The 17,482-nt window shown below is 70.5% G+C and carries 18 protein-coding genes, 2 tRNA genes and 1 pseudogene; 8 read left to right on the top strand and 13 right to left on the bottom strand.

What is annotated here, in order from left to right:
- Nucleotides 1–44: 44 nt before the first annotated feature.
- From P3X83_RS04715 to P3X83_RS04730, 4 genes are all read right to left on the bottom strand, one after another.
- Entirely contained in the window at nucleotides 45–473 is a 429-nt protein-coding gene (locus tag P3X83_RS04715; protein WP_277303606.1) for a MaoC family dehydratase, read from the bottom strand.
- 2 nt (nucleotides 474–475) lie between these two features.
- A complete protein-coding gene (locus P3X83_RS04720; protein ID WP_277303607.1) occupies nucleotides 476–925 on the bottom strand; it encodes a MaoC family dehydratase N-terminal domain-containing protein in 450 nt (149 codons plus the stop codon).
- A gap of 150 nt (nucleotides 926–1,075) precedes the next feature.
- A complete protein-coding gene (gene rpmG / locus P3X83_RS04725; protein WP_203943720.1) occupies nucleotides 1,076–1,240 on the bottom strand; it encodes a 50S ribosomal protein L33 in 165 nt (54 codons plus the stop codon).
- Between the two features lie 79 nt (nucleotides 1,241–1,319).
- Nucleotides 1,320–1,393, bottom strand: a tRNA-Met gene (locus tag P3X83_RS04730).
- 594 nt (nucleotides 1,394–1,987) lie between these two features.
- Here P3X83_RS04730 and P3X83_RS04735 point away from each other — a divergent pair.
- Nucleotides 1,988–2,521 carry a DUF4190 domain-containing protein gene (locus tag P3X83_RS04735; RefSeq protein WP_277303608.1) on the top strand — a complete coding sequence of 178 codons (534 nt, stop codon included), beginning with the start codon at nucleotides 1,988–1,990 and terminating at the stop codon, nucleotides 2,519–2,521.
- Between the two features lie 298 nt (nucleotides 2,522–2,819).
- Here P3X83_RS04735 and P3X83_RS04740 read toward each other — a convergent pair.
- The 3 genes from P3X83_RS04740 to P3X83_RS04750 form a co-directional block, all read right to left on the bottom strand.
- A tRNA-Thr gene (locus P3X83_RS04740) sits at nucleotides 2,820–2,895 on the bottom strand.
- A 69-nt stretch (nucleotides 2,896–2,964) separates the two neighbouring features.
- Nucleotides 2,965–3,234 (bottom strand): hypothetical protein, encoded by a 270-nt coding sequence (locus P3X83_RS04745; protein WP_277303609.1) that lies wholly within the window; start codon nucleotides 3,232–3,234, stop codon nucleotides 2,965–2,967.
- A 92-nt stretch (nucleotides 3,235–3,326) separates the two neighbouring features.
- Nucleotides 3,327–3,950 carry an NlpC/P60 family protein gene (locus tag P3X83_RS04750; protein ID WP_277303610.1) on the bottom strand — a complete coding sequence of 208 codons (624 nt, stop codon included), beginning with the start codon at nucleotides 3,948–3,950 and terminating at the stop codon, nucleotides 3,327–3,329.
- 100 nt (nucleotides 3,951–4,050) lie between these two features.
- Here P3X83_RS04750 and P3X83_RS04755 point away from each other — a divergent pair, with 100 nt between their 5' ends.
- Together P3X83_RS04755 and P3X83_RS04760 are read left to right on the top strand one after the other, a co-directional pair.
- Nucleotides 4,051–5,184 (top strand): histidine kinase, encoded by a 1,134-nt coding sequence (locus P3X83_RS04755; protein ID WP_277303611.1) that lies wholly within the window; start codon nucleotides 4,051–4,053, stop codon nucleotides 5,182–5,184.
- Nucleotides 5,181–5,849: a response regulator transcription factor gene (locus P3X83_RS04760; protein ID WP_277303612.1), complete on the top strand. Its 669-nt coding sequence runs from the start codon at nucleotides 5,181–5,183 to the stop codon at nucleotides 5,847–5,849. Before P3X83_RS04755 ends, P3X83_RS04760 begins: the two co-directional genes overlap by 4 nt.
- Nucleotides 5,850–5,862: 13 nt before the next feature.
- Here P3X83_RS04760 and secY read toward each other — a convergent pair whose 3' ends face one another.
- Nucleotides 5,863–7,173 carry a preprotein translocase subunit SecY gene (secY, locus tag P3X83_RS04765; protein ID WP_277303613.1) on the bottom strand — a complete coding sequence of 437 codons (1,311 nt, stop codon included), beginning with the start codon at nucleotides 7,171–7,173 and terminating at the stop codon, nucleotides 5,863–5,865.
- 257 nt (nucleotides 7,174–7,430) lie between these two features.
- Between secY and P3X83_RS04770 the strand changes: the two genes are divergently transcribed.
- Complete coding sequence (locus P3X83_RS04770; protein WP_277303614.1) at nucleotides 7,431–8,945, top strand: MFS transporter; 1,515 nt, start codon at nucleotides 7,431–7,433, stop codon at nucleotides 8,943–8,945.
- Between the two features lie 13 nt (nucleotides 8,946–8,958).
- Here P3X83_RS04770 and P3X83_RS04775 read toward each other — a convergent pair whose 3' ends face one another.
- Entirely contained in the window at nucleotides 8,959–9,477 is a 519-nt protein-coding gene (locus tag P3X83_RS04775) for a flavoprotein (protein ID WP_277303615.1), read from the bottom strand.
- A 50-nt stretch (nucleotides 9,478–9,527) separates the two neighbouring features.
- Nucleotides 9,528–12,566: an NACHT domain-containing protein gene (locus tag P3X83_RS04780; protein ID WP_277303616.1), complete on the bottom strand. Its 3,039-nt coding sequence runs from the start codon at nucleotides 12,564–12,566 to the stop codon at nucleotides 9,528–9,530.
- Nucleotides 12,567–12,693: 127 nt separating this feature from the next.
- On the opposite strand from P3X83_RS04780, the pseudogene P3X83_RS04785 reads away from it, so the two are divergent.
- Nucleotides 12,694–12,993 (top strand): annotated as a pseudogene (locus P3X83_RS04785) (alpha/beta fold hydrolase); the annotation flags it as partial.
- Between the two features lie 9 nt (nucleotides 12,994–13,002).
- Here the strand turns inward: P3X83_RS04785 and P3X83_RS04790 are convergent.
- Together P3X83_RS04790 and P3X83_RS04795 are read right to left on the bottom strand one after the other, a co-directional pair.
- The gene (locus P3X83_RS04790) at nucleotides 13,003–13,650 is read right to left on the bottom strand and encodes an SIMPL domain-containing protein (RefSeq protein ID WP_277303617.1); all 648 of its coding nucleotides are present in this window, start codon (nucleotides 13,648–13,650) and stop codon (nucleotides 13,003–13,005) included.
- Nucleotides 13,651–13,682: 32 nt separating this feature from the next.
- Nucleotides 13,683–14,102 (bottom strand): ribonuclease domain-containing protein, encoded by a 420-nt coding sequence (locus P3X83_RS04795; protein ID WP_277303657.1) that lies wholly within the window; start codon nucleotides 14,100–14,102, stop codon nucleotides 13,683–13,685.
- 86 nt (nucleotides 14,103–14,188) lie between these two features.
- On the opposite strand from P3X83_RS04795, the gene P3X83_RS04800 reads away from it, so the two are divergent.
- The gene (locus tag P3X83_RS04800; protein WP_277303618.1) at nucleotides 14,189–14,806 is read left to right on the top strand and encodes a hypothetical protein; all 618 of its coding nucleotides are present in this window, start codon (nucleotides 14,189–14,191) and stop codon (nucleotides 14,804–14,806) included.
- Nucleotides 14,807–14,819: 13 nt separating this feature from the next.
- Here P3X83_RS04800 and P3X83_RS04805 read toward each other — a convergent pair whose 3' ends face one another.
- Complete coding sequence (locus tag P3X83_RS04805) at nucleotides 14,820–15,056, bottom strand: hypothetical protein (protein WP_277303619.1); 237 nt, start codon at nucleotides 15,054–15,056, stop codon at nucleotides 14,820–14,822.
- Nucleotides 15,057–15,192: 136 nt separating this feature from the next.
- On the opposite strand from P3X83_RS04805, the gene P3X83_RS04810 reads away from it, so the two are divergent.
- Both P3X83_RS04810 and P3X83_RS04815 read left to right on the top strand, forming a co-directional pair.
- Complete coding sequence (locus tag P3X83_RS04810) at nucleotides 15,193–15,768, top strand: hypothetical protein (RefSeq protein WP_277303620.1); 576 nt, start codon at nucleotides 15,193–15,195, stop codon at nucleotides 15,766–15,768.
- A gap of 102 nt (nucleotides 15,769–15,870) precedes the next feature.
- A complete protein-coding gene (locus P3X83_RS04815) occupies nucleotides 15,871–17,475 on the top strand; it encodes an alpha/beta hydrolase (RefSeq protein ID WP_277303621.1) in 1,605 nt (534 codons plus the stop codon).
- Nucleotides 17,476–17,482: the final 7 nt, after the last annotated feature.

Below are 17,482 nucleotides of genomic sequence, written 5' to 3' on the forward strand. Positions count from 1 at the left end.
TACCCGTACGGCACGGCGCTAAGCGGCCGCGCGGCCCGCTCCGCTCAGGCCAGCCGGACCACGGCGCGCGCCCTGGACAGCACGCGGGAGTCGCCCGAGCGGGCGGTCAGCGCCAGGACCACGAGGTTGTCGTCGAGCTTCTTGTCGATCACGCCGCTGACGGTGATCGACGCGCCCTGGTCGTCGTCGGGGACGACCACCATCGAGGAGAAGCGCACCGAGTAGTCGACCACCGCGCCCGGGTCGCCCGCCCAGTCGGTGACGAACCGGCCGCCCTGGGCCATCGTGTACATGCCGTGCGCGATGACGTCGGGCAGCCCGACGGTCTTGGCGAAGCGCTCGTTCCAGTGGATCGGGTTGAAGTCGCCGGACGCCCCGGCGTACTTGACCAGATCGACCCGGTGCACCGGGTAGTCCACGGCCTCGATCTGCTGCCCGGCCTCGACCTCGTCGTACTTGATCGTCGCGGTCATCGCTACGCCGCCCCTCCGCGCTCCACGATGGTGTTGTAGGTGGTGCAAACGTGCTCGCCGTCCACCGTGGTCACGTCGCTCTGGACGGTCAGCACCTCGTTGCGCCCGATGCTGCGGATCTCGGTGATCGTGGACGTGCACACCAGCTCATCGCCCGCGCGGACCGGCCGGGTGTACTCGAACCGCTGGTCGCCGTGGACCACCATGGCGTAGTTGAGACCCAGCTCCGGGTCGGACAGCGCCTCGCCCGCGCCCGCCAGGGTGAAGACGATCGGGAAGGTCGGCGGCGCGATGACGTCGGGATGCCCGGCCGCCTTGGCGGCCTCCCGGTCGCGGTAGACGGGGTTGGGGTCGCCGATCGCCGAGGCGAACTCCCTGATCTTCACGCGGCTGACCTCGTAAGTGGAGGACGGCGTGTAGGTCCGGCCGACGAAATCGCGGTTCAGGGCCATCGTGCCCGGGGCTCCTTCTGGTTCGAGAAACGCCACTACCCGCCTACCGGTGTTCGGCATAGGCGGGTAGACGGGATCGCCTGTCGACGCCGCGAACGCGGCGGATAGGGAGGGGCGCCGATCAACGGCGGCGTGACGCCGCCGCCCCGGTCAGCGGGTCTCGCGGTGCGGCTGGTGGCACTTGCAGTTGGGGCAGTACTTCTTCAGCTCAAGCCTGTCCGGGTCGTTGCGCCGGTTCTTCCGCGTGATGTAGTTGCGGTGCTTGCACTCCTGGCAGGCCAGCGTGATCTTCGGCCTAACGTCGGTGGCAGCCACGTGGGAGTGCCTTTCTACGTCTGGGACGGGTGGACGGCCCGCACCGGCCGCTCTGTATGAGACGACTCGGCGTGGGTTGTAGCGGAGGCCGGACTTGAACCGGCGACACAGCGATTATGAGCCGCTTGCTCTGCCTGACTGAGCTACTCCGCCTGGAGATCTGCGAAATCCAACGGCACCCAAGAATACCCGACCCGCGGGGGTGCAGCGCACGCGACCGCTCGGCACTAGGGGTGGGCCCCGGGTCCGACCGGCGGCATGAGCATCGCTGTACTTGCTTGGGCTCCTGGTGTTGGAGCGCTGGTCAGCCTACCAGGCGGCGGGCTCCCCACGCGAACGGGCCGGCGCTCGCGCGGATCACGCGTGCCGATCACACGATTTCTGCGGATCATGACAACCGACCCGCCCCAAGGGGCGTCCAACGACGCCGATGGTGATCGTGACCGCGACGGCGCACCTGGGGAGGGAGTCGGCGGACATTCGGTGCAAGGGGTAGTAGTCTCCTTGTTCTCGATACGCGGTCCCGCGCACCTCGGCAGGCACGACTGAAGGCCCCCGCCCGCGCTGGACGAGGGCCTTCAGGCCGTTTTGCGGCTGCACCGTTGCCATAAAGTTGCTATAAAAGCTGGATATTTCGCTTTACTGGCTAACATCCGTTTGTCGGGGTGCCCGCGACGACGGCTCAGAGTCACAGATTCCCTGTAGGCGCGCGAGCGCGCGCCCTCCCTCCCTCGATCAGGAGCATCGATGGCCCACAATGAAGGCCCTCCGCAGTACGGACAGTCCGGGCAGCCGCAGTACGGTCAGCAGCAGCCCGGCGGCCAGCAGTACCAGCAGCAGCCGCAGCAGGGCTACTACGGCGGCCCCGGCGGCGACGCCGGTCAGGGCTACTACGGCCCGCCCGGCGGCGGCGCGCAGCCGCAGAACGGCCTCGGCCTGGCGGCGCTGATCGTCGGCATCGTCGGCCTGGTCTTCGCGATCATCCCGTTCACCTTCTGGCTCGGCGCGGTGCTCGGCATCGTCGGCATCGTGCTCGGCATCGTCGGCATGCGCAAGGTGTCGTCCGGCGCGGCCAACAACAAGGGCGCCGCCCTCACCGGTGTGATCACCGGCGCTCTCGGCCTCATCGTGGCCATCGTCTGGTTCGTCCTGGGCGTCCTGCTCGTCAACTCGGTCAGCGAGCAGACGCAGAACCAGCTCAACGAGCTGCAGAAGACCTCTGAGTGCCTGCAGAAGGCGCAGACCGCCGACGAGATGTCGGCCTGCACCGCAGGCTCCTGACGCGGCTCTGACTGCCCCCGCAGCTTGGGTATTTCCCCAGGTCGCGGGGGCATTCGCATGGAAATGGGCACTTTTGGGCGGCCGGGCCGCCCGGCGTTTTCCCAGGCAATCGTGACCCGGAATCCACCCCCGGCTGCCCTAAGATCCGGACAGGCCCTTTAACTGGGGTGATTTTGCTGCGGGAACAGTGCGGCCTCTCGTCTGCGGACGGGAGGCCGTTCCTGTACCGGCATGGGTGAAGTCACATGCGAAACGCCCAAATCCGGAACCGCCGGACCGAGCGTTTGATGGTGCGAAATGGAGCCCCCAAACGGAATCGAACCGTTGACCTTCTCCTTACCATGGAGACGCTCTGCCGACTGAGCTATAGGGGCTGATCTCGCGGGACCCGTTCCGGCCTCGCGACACGAGTAACCATACACTCCACGCTCATCTGACGCGAATCAGAACCGGCCGTCGTTTCCGGCCTCGGGCTCGCCGGTCCGGCGGGCTCCGCCGTCCGTCGCGCGGCCCTGGTGGTCCGCCCCGCGCGGACGTCGCGGCAGCGGAATGATCTCGCACAGGTCGGCGAGATCGACGTACCGCGCGACCTGCGCCACCGACAGGCAGTCGGCCACCAGGTGACCGTTTCTGCGCAGCCGGAGAACCGGCCGCCCCGCCCGGACGGCACCGGTGATCTCGTAGCCGTCCGGCCCGACCCATCGCCTCTCCACGAACGGACACACTAGGCCGAAGTCCCACTGGTTTCCCTGAACAACACGCGTATCGCTCATACCGAACAGGTATGCGATTTCCCATCAGCGTGCTATCTGTCGTCTTTGAGTCGGTAGTAGCCGATCAGATCGTCCATGACGGTGACCTCGTCCAGCCGCACCTTGGTGCCGGTGCGCAACGCGTTGATCATCCGGCCGCCGCCGACGTAGATGCCGGAGTGGTGGGTGCGGGCCCGGCGCTTGCTCAGCTTGCCGTAGAACACCAGGTCACCGGGGCGGGCCGCCTCTGGGGACACCCGCTGCATACGCCTGATGTGGTCATTGGTGGTGCCGCCGCCGAGCACGTCGTCGCCGTACGCGAGGTGGTAGACCCAACGGACCAGGCCGGAGCAGTCCAGGCCGACCGTCTCCTCCGCGGGGCACGGGCGGATCTTGCCGCGATAGCCGAGGCAGGTGCCGAGGGACGGCCCGGGACGCCGCGCGTGGCCGCCGCCCCAGGCGTAGGGGACGCGCCCGCCGTCCCAGCCGGGCAGCACCCGCCCCCGCATCACCGCCGTGGCGACGGCCACCACCCGGTTCGGGTCCACGTCGAGGTCCACCGGTTTGGCGAGAGGAACCGAGGCGACCGCGAACGCCAGCACCATGCCCACCACGAACGCGAGCCGGAGCGGCCGGTTTCGGCCGCCGTCGCACACGTATCGCCAGATTCCTCTCACAGGGCGATTCTGCCGCCACGCGGGGCGGGACAGGCGGACCGGATCGACTAGTCTCACGAACAGATCGGCTCGGCGTCGTCGGGAGAGCTGCGGGGGAAAGGTGACCGAGCACCGCGCACCACAGCCGTCCGTCCGGCCCACCACCGGCCCTGGACCCGGCGGGCTCCCCCCTGCCTCGCAGCCGTACTGGGGTGATGACGCGGCCCTTGTGGTGGCGGTCGTGCTGGGTGTGGTGTGGGCGGTGGTCTCGGGGGCCGGAGGCGTGGCGGGGTGGGGGGTCGCGCTGCTGGCCACGCTGGAGGTGGTGCGCAGGCGTGGCGTTCGGGCGCTCTTCGCGGCGCGGGGCCCGGCCGTCCCTCGGATGCCCTCGCATCTGCCCAGGGTGAGCGACCTGCCGGTGGTATTGGTGCTCGCCTGGACCGGATGGCTGGCGTTGCCCTGGGGGCTCAGCGCGCCCGCCGCGCAGAACGGACAGCCGGCATCGCTCGGGCCGGTGCCCGCCAAGTCTCCGGCCGCTCCGCAGGCGCGGCGTGACGTCTACCACGAGGTGGCCGAGCGCGCCGCCGTACGCGAGCGCGCCCGGATCGCGAGCGAGGTGCACGACGTGGCGGGGCACGGTCTGGCCGCGATCGCGATGCAGGCCAAGCTCGCGCTGCTGATGCTCGACGAGCGGCCCGAGCAGGCCCGCGCCTCGCTGGAGGCGATCCGCTCGACCAGCACCCGCGCCCTGGCCGACCTCCGCGCCGCCCTCGACACCATGGCCCCCGCCGAGCCGCGCGCCGGGGCGGGCCGCGACGGAGGGCCTTACGACCTTCGCGGGCTGGTGGAGAACGTGCGGGCCGCCGGGCTCCCGGTGGACCTCGAAGTGGACGAGCGGGCCGGCGCCGCGCCCGCCCACGTGGCGGCGGCCGTCCACCGCATCGTGCAGGAGTCGCTGACCAACGTCATGCGCCACGCCGGCCCCACCCGAGCCGTAGTGCGCGTCGCCCACGAGCCGACCCCCGACGGCACCCCCGGCGACCTCGTCGTGGACGTCTCCGATCGGGGGGTGGGATCCGCTGCCGTGAGGGCTTCGGAGGGGCGGGGGATGGCCGGGATGCGGGCTCGCGCGCGGGCTGCCGGGGGGTGCTTCAATGCGGGGCCGCGGGATGACGGCGGGTTCCGGGTGGTGGCGCGTTTCCCCCGTGCGGACGGCGGCGCGTCCTGCGCGCCGAGAGGCCGGGACGAGGCGTGATCCGGATCGCGCTCGCCGACGACGAGGCGGTCGTGCGAATGGGCCTGCGCGTTCTCATCGAGCGCGAGCCCGACCTCGAACTCGTCGGAGAGGCGGCCGACGGCGCCGCCGCCCTCGAACTGGTCCGCCGTACCCGCCCCGACGTGCTGCTCCTCGACATCCGGATGCCCGGCACCGACGGCGTCGCCACGCTGCGGGCGCTGGCCGCCGACCCCGTCCTGCGCGACCTGCGGGTCGTCGTGGTGACCACGTTCGAGATCGACCACTACGTCTTCGAGTCGCTCCAGGCGGGCGCGAGCGGCTTCATCCTGAAGGAGAACGCCCCCGAGGAGCTCGCCCACGCGATCCGGGTCGTGGCGGCGGGCGAGGCGCTGCTGTCCCCGTCGGTGACCCGGCGCGTGATCGGCATGTTCGGCCGCCACCTGGCGGGGGGCATCGCGCCCGCCGTCGCGGGGCTCGACGAGCTGACCCCGCGAGAGCGCGAGCTGGTCGCCTGGGTGGCCACCGGCCGGTCCAACGACGAGATCGCCCGCGAGCTGGTGATCAGCCCAGAGACGGTGCGCACCCACGTCAGCCGGGCGATGGTGAAGCTGCGGGCCCGCGACCGGGCCCAGCTCGTGGTGTTCGCCATGCGCGCGGGCCTGGCCATCCCCACCGAATCCTGAGCCCCGCCGCTCGTCACTTGCGCAGGAAGCCCTCGTAGTTGCGCTGCTGGAGCTGGCTCTCGATCTGCTTGACCGTCTCCAGACCCACCCCGACCATGATCAGGATGCTCGCGCCGCCGAACGGGAAGTTCTGCTGCGTGCCGGGGTCCCTGAGCAGGACGAACGCCACGATCGGGATCAGCGACAGCACCCCGAGATAGATGGATCCCGGCGCGGTCATCCGCGTCAGCACGTAGTTCATGTATTCGGCGGTGGGCCGCCCCGGCCGGACGCCCTGCACGAACCCGCCGTATCTGCGCAGGTTGTCGGCGACCTCCGCCGGGTCGAACGTGATGGACACGTAGAAGAAGGCGAACGACACGATGAGCGCGAAGTAGGACACGATGTAGACGGGATGGTCGCCGGACACGAGGTAGCGGTTGACCCACGCGGCCACGCCCGATTCGGGGCCCGCCACGGACACCGCGAGCTGCGGCAGCATCAGCAGCGAGGAGGTGAAGATGACGGGGACGATCCCGGCCTGGTTCACCTTGATCGGAATGTACGTCGACGTCCCGCCGTAGGTCCTGCTGCCCACCATGCGCTTGGCGTACTGCACGGGAACGCGCCGCTGCCCCTGCTCGACGAACACCACCGCCGCGACCAGGAACACCCCCAGCACCATGATCATCACGAACGCGGCGACGCTCTGCCGCATGATCGTGGTGAGGTACGACGGGAAGACGGCGACCACCTGGGTGAAGATCAGGATGGACATGCCGTTGCCCACCCCGCGCTCGGTGAGCTGCTCGCCCATCCACATGGTCACGATCGCGCCCGCCGTGATCGTGCTCACCAGGGTGATCGTGGTGAGGAGGTCCTGGCCGGCCAGCAGCGGCAGCCGGCACGACGGGAAGATCTGCCCCGAGCGGGCCATCGCCACCACCGCCGTGGCGTTCAGCACGGCCAGCCCGATGGTGAGGTAACGGGTGTACTGCGTGATCTTCGCGTTGCCCGCCTGCCCCTCCTTGCGCAGCGCCGCGAGCCGGGGGATCGTCACCGCGAGGAGCTGGAGCACGATGCTCGCCGTGATGTACGGCACGATGCCGAGCGCGAAGACCGACAGCCGCAGCATTCCGCCGCCGCTGAAGAACTGGACCAGGTCGAAGACCGTGCGCGAGGAGCCCGCCTGGGCCTGTGTCAGGCAGGCCGTGACGTTGCGCACGTGCACGCCGGGCGCGGGCAGGATCTGGCCGAACCGGAACAGCACGATCATGCCGAGCGTGAAGAGCAGCTTCCCGCGCAGCTCGGGCGTGCGCAGCGCACGGGAGATCACGCTCAGCACGGCGGCCGCCGGGTCTGGTGTTCATCTGGCATCACAGCGGCGATTCTCGCCAGCGGGAGCCGCCCCGGACATCCGCCCGCAAGCGGCTTCGGACATACGCGAATCCGCGTACGCCACGGCCTCGGAGGGTTGGAAACCGGCACGTCAGAGCGCGTCTGCGGAAAGCTCGATCATTCCGGCCACCACCGCATCCCGCTGCGCTACCTTCCCCGATACAACCCATATGGGTGCGACACCACTGACCACGGGGGTTCCTGATGGCTGTCGGAGAACGGGGCGGCCCGGCGTGGGCCGGGCTCGCCGTCCTCGTCCTGCCCGCGCTACTCGTGGCGACCGGGAGCGCCGCGACCGACCAGGTCACGCCCCAGATAGCGGAGGATCTGCGCCTGGACGACGCGGGACTGTCCTGGTTCGGCGAGACCTACACGCTACTGTCCGTCGCCTTCCTGATCGCCATGGGCGCGGTGGCCGACCGGGTGGGCAGGCGCAGGCTGCTGCGATACGGCGCCGCCGGCTTCGGCCTGGCCGCGCCGCTCGCCGCCTTCTCGACCGGCGCCGCGACCCTCATCGCCGCCCACGCGGTGCTCGGCCTCGCCGCCGCCGCGCTGATCCCCGCCACGCTCGCGCTGGTCAGGAACATGTTCCCGGACCGGGGACGGCGGCTCACCGCCATCGCCGTGCTGATCGCCAGCGGATACGCCGGGGCCGAGGCCGCGCCGGCGCTCGGCCTGATCGTGGCCGAGCACTTCGGGTGGCCCTGGGTGTTCCTATGCCAGGCGCCCATCGCGCTACTGCTGCTCGCGCTGTCCCCGCTGCTCCCAGAAAGCCGTGATCCCGGCGCGGAACGGTTCGACGCGGCCGGTGCGGCGCTGTCGGTGGTCGCCGTGGCGGCGCTGCTCTACGGGCTCAGCGCGCTCGCGTACGAAGAGGTCGCGGTGGTTCCGGCGGTGGCCGTGGCGGCGGGGCTCGCGCTGTGCGCGGTCGTGGTGCTGCGCCGGGGCGGGCCCGCCGCCGTCCCGCTCCTCGGCTCCCGACCGCCGGTCGCGGGGTTCGTCACGGTGCTCCTGGTCGCGGCGATGTCGCTCGGCACGGCCACCCTGGGGGCGGACCTGGCCCGATGGTCCGTCGCGCTGGATCCGGGTCTGGAACGCTGGACGCTGCTGCTGCCGGCGGCCGCGATGGTCGCCGGTCACCTGCTCGCCCCGGTGTTCGCGCGGCGTGCCCACTCCGCCTCGGTGGTGGGCGGCGGGCTGGCGGTCATCGCGGCCGGGGTCGCGCCGCTCGCCCTGATCGGCTCCGAGATCGGCGCGATTCCAGTGATCGTGACCACGATGGTCCTCTCCTTCGGGGCCGGGCTGGCGCTGGTCCCGGCGATCGAGCTGATCGTGGGGGCCGCGCCGCCGGAGCGCGCCGGGGTTCCGGCCGCGCTGCCGGAACTGGCCAGGCAGTTCGGCGCGGTGCTCGGGTTCGCCGCGTTCGAAGGCGTACGCTCCGTCGCCTATCGGGTCCTGCTGACGCCGCCCCCCGGGCTGCCGCCCGAGATCGCCGACGCCATTCGCGACCGGTACGCGCTGGAGTCCCTCGGTGAGCTGCCCGAGCGGTCGCTGAAAGCCGCGCTGGACGCCACCACGGCGGCGGACACCGCGAGCCTGCGGGTGAGCGCGGCGGTCGCCGCGATCGCCGCGCTGGCCGTGGCCGTGCCGGCGCTGATGTCGTCCCGCCGCCGGACGACGTACGAGGAGACGCCGGACAGGCGGGAGGCACCCGCATAGCGGGCACCGGTGATCAGGGGGCGTATCTTCCGGTGTCCTCGGTGAGGGCGGCGAGGGCGGCGAGGGCGGCCTCCCAGCGGGGCTCGCCGTCGCCGGTGTCGAGCAGGACGCGGACGCCCTCGGCGCGCAGGCCGTCCACCGCGCGGCGGAACGGCGCGCGCGAGGCGAGCGCGGCGTTCACGAACGGGACCACCACCACGGGGATCCCCAGGCCAGGGGCCTCGGCGAGCAGCCCCAGGGCGTAGGTGTCGGTGATGCCCAGGGCGAACTTGTTGACGGTGTTGAAGGTGGCCGGGGCCACGATCACGGCGTCAGGACGCGGCGGCTTCGGCTCGCCGGGCCTGCGGTAACGGCTGCGCACCGGACGCCCGGTGCTCGACTCAAGGGCCGGGATGTCGAGGAAGTCCAGCGCGGACGGCGTGGCCACCACCTGTACGGCCCAGCCCGCGCCCTGCGCCCGGTCGATCAGCCCGACCACCTCGCCGCCCGCCTCGGCGGCGCAGACGATGACGTACAAGGTTCCGCCGGGCACACGCGCCTCCCCTGGCGACGGTCGTCCTTCAGCCGCCCGCCGGCCGTCCTTCAGCGTCCGATGACCGATGTGCTGTCCAGGCTCGCCTGAAGCTCCATCTCCAGGAGATCACGCATGAGATTACCCGAGAGCAGCGAACCGGCCCGGATGGTCAGTGAGAGGTAGAGCAGGGCGAGCCCGATGGCGAGAAGGGCGGCGACCACCAGACCGCCCAGCGCCACCGTCGCCGCCGCGAGTCCCAGCATCATCAGCGCGCAGGCCGCCCGCCCGACGATGGGCGGCAGGTCGGCCGTCCTCCGCTGCCGCCGGCGGCGGCCGAGCCAGGGCACTCCCCGGCTCACCGCGACCACCGCGCCGCCCAGGAGCGAGATCCAGTAGAACCCGAAGTCGAACAGCCCGAAGACCCCAGCCAGGCCCGTGACCAGGCCCGTCGCGCACAGCGCGATCAGCAGCGCCTGCGACGCCCGGCGCGCCCGGCGCGCCTTGGCCTGGTTGACGGCGGGCGAGACGAAGATCTGCTGCCAGTGGCCGCGCGTCAGCCGGGACGGCGTGTCCCGCGCGCGGAGCAGCAGTTCCTCCGCCGTGTTCTTCTGCAAAGAGCGCAGCAGATACCAGTCGAGCGAGAGCAGGCGGGTCGCGATGGCGTCCAGACGCCGGTCCGAGTCGGCGATCTCGTCTCTCGGCAGCAGGCAGTCGTGCAGGATGTCGTGGTACTCACGGGCGCGCGCCGAGGGCGGCGGGGCCACGACGTGCGCCCTGGGCCGCAGCATCACCGGCAGCTCGGTGATCATCCTTCGCGTCCCGGCGTCGATCTCGGGCAGGGTGGTGAAGATTCGGCTCAGCGCCGTCGCGGCGAGGGGGATGGCCAGGCGGGCGTCGACGTCACCCAGGTCGCCCGGCGGCTGTCCGGCGGACCGATCGTTGATGAGCTGCACCACCCGATCGACCACCCGGTTCGCGGCCGGGGACGAACCCGCTCGGAACGGATCCCACACCCAGTGCCAGCTTCCGCCGTTGGAGCCGGTGCGGGCGGACCGCTCGGCGGCCAGCGCCTCGTCGAACTCGGCGGTACCGAGCATGGTCGCCAGGTACCAGCCCGCCCTGAGGGCCTGCCCGCCCTCGTCGTAGGCCAGGCCGATCAGCGCCTGCAGCGCCGAGGGCGTGCCAATGGCCGCGATGTCGCTGAGCGCGCCCGGTATGCCCTGGCGGGCCCGTTCCTCCAACGCCGGGATCGCGATGTCGCCCATGGAGATCAGCGCGTCCCGCAGGGTCCTGACGTGGGGGTCGAACGGGGGGACCGAACCCGCCGCAGGCGCGGGGTGGCGCGGGGTCTCTCCCTGCTCCCGGACCAGCGCCTCGGTCAGGACGGTGACCGCCTCCGGCAGGTTCGTTGAGGCCAGCGCCTGCACCGCGCCGTTCCAGCGGCTGTCGCCAGGATCCCGGAGCACCCGCTCAAGGTGGGCGAAGACGGCCCGCCCTCGGGGCCGCCGGTCCGAGGCCACCGCGCCGAGCGCGCCGATCACCACCTGGCGCTCCGCGCCCAGCACCACGTCGAGCTGCCGTTCGAAGCGATGGGTGATCGACTCCGCCAGGTCGGGATCGACGTGCTGGGCGTCGGCCAGGCACTCGAAGGCGAGCACCGGATCGCGGTCGTAAACGGCGGCGATCACCGGCCGGCTGTCCTTGCTGGTGTTCCCGCACCAGAGCTTCACCGGCTCGCGCCAGGTCCCCGGGTCCCTGCGGTGGTAGTTCAGCAGGGTCTCCGGGTCACCTTCCAGATGGGCCGCCGCGAGGTACTCCTGGAGGGTCAGGTGAGCGAACTGGTAGCGCTCGCCGCCGTCCACGGACAGCAGCAGGCCGCTGCGCTCGACGATCTCCTTCAGCAGCGGCTCGGCGTGCTGGGCGTCAAGGTTGACCATGGGCAGGATGTCGGCGATCTCCTTGAGCACCTGCGTGTAGGTGAGCGTCAGCCGGTCCCGGTCCGAGTGCGGACGGCTGAGCCCGGTGATCGCCAGATGCTGGAGGACCAGCTTCTTGCTGGGGCCGGGGTACTGGTTGATCGCGCTCTTCAGCCGCCGCAGCAGCACATCGGTGGCCTCCTTGTAGAACTCCGCGCGCGAGTGCGGGAGCATCTGCTCCTTGCCGTCGTACACGTCGCTGTAGAGGTAGGCGATCATGGTGAGCAGCAGCGGGTTCTTGGCGAGCTGGAGCAGCCTCGGGGTGTTGCGCAGCGCGCCCAGCAACTGGTCGACCGCCTGCCCGCCGGGCATGCCCGGCCAGCCGCGCAGGAACCGCCTGATGAGCTGCTGGTCGAAGTCCGCCACCCGGTAGCCCTGCGAGATCTGCGGGGACAACTGGCCCTCGTAGATCGCCGACCGGCAGGTCACCAGCACCTGGCAGCCCTCGTTCGCCTCCACGAAGTCCTTGATCCAGCCGACCACGCGGGTGCGGTCGCGGGAGCCGACCTCGTCGAGACCGTCCAGCAGGACCGACAGCCTGCGGGTTTTGAGCAGGTGGCTCAGGAACCTCGCGGGGGACGGCAGGCCGTCGCGGCCGAGCTGCGCCGTCAGGTGCTGCTCCAGTGTGGTCGTCTCGTCGCCGTTGCAGCGGTGCAGGTCGAGCAGGACGGGCACCCTGGCCAGGCGGCTCTTGCCGTCGCCGAGCGCCCACAGCAGGACGGAGTGCCGCAGCAGCATCGACTTCCCCGAGCCCGGCGGCCCGGTGATCACGGCGGTCCCGGCGGCGCGCAGGCTCTCGTACGCCTCCGAGCTGACCTCGGAGTCTCCGACGTTCACCGCCTTGATCGGCACGTAGACGTCCTGCATGGCCAGGGCGCGGCCTTCCAGGAACGGGATGTTCACCCGGCCGTACTTCTCCCTGATGGTACGGCTGTAGCGCCTGACGGCGCGTTTGCGCAGCAGGCGGGTGCCGATCAGGTCGTAGAGGAAAAGGGCGGACCTCTCGATCGCCTGCGACAACAGGTCCTTGGCGACATCTCTGAAGATGAGTAGGACGAAGAGCGCGGCCGTCACCAGCCATGCCGGATTCTGCAACCATTCGGGAATCGAAATGGCAAGGTATCGGGGCATGTTCATGATGGAAATTGCGAGGGTGGCTTCACAGGCTGTTCACTCGGTGGACGCGCGGGTAAAGGTGCGTGTTTGATTATCGGCGGCTCTGCCGCTGCGTTACACGGCACTCGCGCTCTGTGTCCTTGTGGCGCGTAGGCTGATCGCGGCAACGCACCAGTTGCCCGCGCTGGCGGCGGCCGGCCACCGGGCGGTCGCGATCGACGTGCGCGGCTACGGCCGTTCCTCCAAACCCGACGACATCAGCGCCTACCGGATGCTCGACCTGATCGATGACAACGTCGCCGTGGTCCGCGCCCTCGGCGAGGAGAGCGCGGTGATCGTCGGCCACGACTGGGGGGCCGCCGATGCCCCCGACCAGCACTTCCTGGCACGGGGCGGGGGCATGCGCGACCGGCTCGGCTCAGCGCGCCCGGCTCAGCTCAGCGCGGCCGGCTCAGCTCTCTTCCAGCGCGAAGCCGAGGACCACCGCCGCCGAGACCACCACGTTCCCGGGCGCGAGATCTTCCTCGGCCGCCTCGGCACTCGCCCCGTGACCCCGGTAGGACTGGACCCTCCTTGAGTCCGGATCGACGTCCCTGATGTGCACCACCCGGCCCAGCCGGACACCGGCCGCCTCGGCGTACAGCTCCGCCTTCGCCCTGGCGGCGTCCACGGCCGAGCGCCGCGCCCGCTCCCGCAACTCGGCCTTGGCGCGGACGTCGAAGTCGACGGCCTCCAGCCGGTTGACGCCCGCGTCCACCACGTCGATCAGCAGCCGCTGGAGACCGTCGAGATCGCCGGACTCGATGGTGAACGCGGCCTCGCACGTGTAACCGAGGAACTTCCGTTCCTTGCCGTAGCCCTCCCACGAACTGGTCATGGTGAGTCGCGCCCCCGACACGCCCGCGTCCGGGATGTCATGACTCCGCAACACCCTGCGCAGCCCCGTCACCGTGTTCTGCCCCGCCTCGAACGCCTCCTTCGGAGTCGGCTCGGTGCGCTCGACGACCAGCCGGACCCGCACCAGATCCGGTGTGGCCCGCACGCTCGCCGCGCCGTAGGCGTTCACGCCCCACGGCGTCTCGATCTGCGTCTCCAACATGAGGATTCCACTTCTTTCAGGAGGTCATGGACTCATCCGTCGGTGGAAGCGACGCCCATCACGCCCAGCCGGTGAAAATCACCGTAATGATCGGGCGAGAACCAGGCGGCGCGTGTGCGAATATCGATGACAATGCGATGCGCGTTACGGCTCGCCCCCCGTGGCCGAGGTTCCACATCATATTCCTGATAGGCGCCACCGGCGGGAAGTTGCCGTTCGTGATTGAAGAATCGCCCACCGCTGAAGTTGTACAGCCCGCCCGGCCAGGTGTACCAGCCGGAATCGGCAGGGTATCCCTTGGCCGCCCAGATATCACGCGCTTTCAATGCCGCCCGGCAACTCCGGATTTCGCAGGCCGGAAAGACCTCCGCCCCCGCCGGGGCCGGGCTCGCCGTCCACCCCAGACCGACGAGGGCGGCCAGTGCCAGCCCCGCACCACACCCGCGCCTCATCGTGTTCACTCGACCACGATAGGTGACCGCTTGTCGCGTCCCGGCGGAGAGCCGACGTCCACGGCGTGGGACTGGCCTGATCAGCTGTGCGGGCGCTACCGTCGATCATGCTCCCCGCCTCCTCGGATCTGCTGCCGATCATCCGCGCCCTGATCTCCCCGCCGGGGATCGTGATGCTCCCGATCGTCGCGCTGACCGGGCTCCTCGTCCTGGCGTCCGTCTCCCTGCCCGGCGGCTCCTTCGACCTGCTGCTGCCGTCGATGTTCCTCGTCCCCTGCGCGGCGGCCCTGTGGCTGGCCCGCTTCGCCGCGGCACTCGCCCACCTCGAAGGACGCCGGGGAATCCGCCGCCACTGGATACGGTGGGCGGCTGCGCCCGTCATGGGAGTGGCGGTGATCGGGCTGGTCCTCACCGGCACGCCGATGGACGCCCGTTTCGCCCTGTCCCGCCCGAGCCTCGACACCCTGGTCCAGGACGTGACCGCAGGCCCCACGCCGGCCGTCCAGCCCGACCAGCGGGCCGGTCTCTACTCGCTGACCGGGATCGAACGGACGGCGACCGGCGTCCGTTTCCTGATCCGCGACACCGGCTTCTACGGTTCGCAGGGCTTCGCCTGGAGCCCCGGCGGCCCGCCCCCGCGCGAGGACGACAGCTTCTACACCCACTACCAGGGCCCTTGGTACCGCTGGGAGGTCACCTGGTGATCGACGCCTGCCGTCAGGGGCCGTCTTCTTGCTTCGCGTCGGCGGACGCCTGCCGCTCCGCGGCACGGCGCAGCTCCTCGAACAAAGGCCCCACCGCACTGCCCTCGACATCGACCCGCTGATCCTTGTCGATGATCTTCGCATTCGGCGTCGCGCTCTCCCCCACCGGACTCGCCACCTCCGGCTTCCCCTGCCCGGTCGACAGAACCACCCCCGCGCCCACCACGGTGGCGGCCCCCAACACCGCCACCCACCACCAGCGACGCCCTCGCCCGATCACCCGTCCCCCATCTCCCCTGCGCTGATCCATACGGCCCCACTACGGTTGAAAGGCGATCTGATCACGGGCGGCGACCGCCACCGGCAGTTCGACCTAACGTGCGCGTATGCGACCTCTAACGGTGATCGTAGCGGCGACCGTCTGCGTCATCGGGACGATCGGTCTCACCGGTTGCACACCTCCCATATCCGGATCGACCGGAATAAGCGTCGACGCCGACGGCCATCCGGTCATCGTCCTGGCCTGGTGCGGTGACGCCGCCCCTGACGGTGTCCACATCTCCCACCACGAAGACGCATCGGGCCGCCCTCTGGCCGACGCGCCGGACGGCCCCTCACCGGCTGCCACCAGCGTGGATGACGTGAACCTCACCGCCCCGTATCTGCGCGGTCGGAGCGCGGCCGTCCGCCTGGACGCCCCGGCGTACGGCTGGTCGGCCGAACCGAGACCGCTCGTGCTGCGGCCCGGCGTCCGCTACCACGCCTTCGGTTACCGGGGACGGGGCCACGGCCAGGTCAACACCCAGTATCTCGACTTCTCCGCCGAGAGAGTGGCCAGGCTGACGCCGGACACGGTGCTGATCCAGCGAGCCGACGAGAGAAGGTCACCGCCGGCGTCGGCCGACGCCGTCATCAGCCGGGAAGAGTTCGCCCGCCAGGGCCGGGACGCGGCCGACTGTTGACGGCCCGCTCCGGCGGACACGATTTGATCTGTTCATTGAATGTCAGCCGATCAACAATCCGGGTGTCAGGAACATCGGCATACGCCTGTGATTGGAGATCGCGTGCGTAGAACCGTCCCGCTGCTCGCCGCCGCCCTGGTGGCGCTGCTGGCGTTATCCCCGCCGGCCCCGGCCAGCGCCGCCCCTCAGAAATCGACGGCCCCCCAAGCACCGGCCCAGGCGATCACCTGGACCCCGTGCGTGCGGAATCCCACCGCCGAGTGCGGCAAAGTGACCGTCCCCGTGGACTGGAACGACCCCGGCGGGCCCACGATCGACCTGGCCGTGGCCAGGCGCAAGGCCGCCGACCCCGATGCCAGGGTCGGCTCGCTCCTGCTCCACCCCGGCGGACCCGGAAGCTCGGGAATCAGCTACGCGCTGTCCCTCAACGACTTCAGCCCCGAACTCAAGCGCCGCTTCGACATCGTGGGCTTCGACCCCCGGGGCGTCGGGGAGAGCAGCCCGGTCGTCTGCTCATTGAAGCTGGTCGTCGAGTTGCAGGATCCGCTCATCAAGAGCCAGGCCGAGTTCGACTCCATGCTCGACTACAGCAGGCGGCTGCGCGAGGACTGTCGCGCCCGGACCGGGCCGGTGTTCGACCACATCGACAGTGTGAGCGTGGCCCGCGACCTCGACGCGATCCGCGCCGCGCTGGGTGAGGAGAAGGTCACCTTCTACGGCCTTTCCTACGGCTCGCTGGTCGGCCAGATGTACGCCGAGTTGTTCCCCAACCGGATCCGCGCCCTCGTCCTGGACAGCAATGAGGACCACAGCCTACGTACCGGCCCCTACCTCTACGAATGGGCCTCGTTCGCCCAGGACAGCTTCGACGAGTTCGTGAAGTGGTGCGGCGCGGAGGCCCGGTGCGCCCTGTACGGCAGGGACATTCGCGCGCTCTGGACCCGGCTGCTGGAGCGCGCCGACCGCGGCGAGGTGCGCAACCCCAGCAGTCCGGCCAGGCCCCTCACCCGGCAGGACCTGATCCGGTCCGTGTTCCGGGCGGGCTACGTGCCCACGTGGTACGACCTCGCCACCCTGCTCGCCGCCCTCGACGCGAACGCGCCGAACCCGCCCGCCTCCGCGTCCCGGCTGCCGGCGGCGACTCCGACGGCGCCGGAGGCACAGACGGCCGCACAGACGGCCACACAGCCGGCCGCCGACCCGGAGCCGGCGCTCTCTTATGCGCTCCCGATCTTCTGCAAGGACTTCCGCTGGCCGATCCGCGACTACCGGGAGTACACGAAGCATCTGCGCCGTGCCCAGGCCGTCGCGCCGGACATGGGGATCGTCCCGACCAGCCTGACACTCGTCGCCATCTGCCTGAGCGAGCCGGACCCGATCCCCAATCCCCAGCACCGCCTGAAGGTGAAGAACGGACCGCCGCTGCTGCTCGTGAACGGGCTGCACGACCCGTCCACCGGGTACGCCTGGGCCGTCAACGTCGCCGCCCAGATCGGCAAGCGGGCGCGGCTGCTCACCTATGAGGGCTGGGGACACGACATCTACGGACGCAGTGACTGCATCAACAGCACGGTCGACGACTACCTGATCGCGCTGAAGGCGCCCGCGCGCGGCGCCCGCTGCCCGGCCGTACCGATCGGACCGCCCAGAACGGCCGCCGACCAGCCCGCGCCCACGCCCTTGACAGGGTTCGAGACCGGCCGGTAGAACACCA

This window comes from Spongiactinospora sp. TRM90649, from assembly GCF_029382225.1.
GTDB lineage: Bacteria > Actinomycetota > Actinomycetes > Streptosporangiales > Streptosporangiaceae > Spongiactinospora.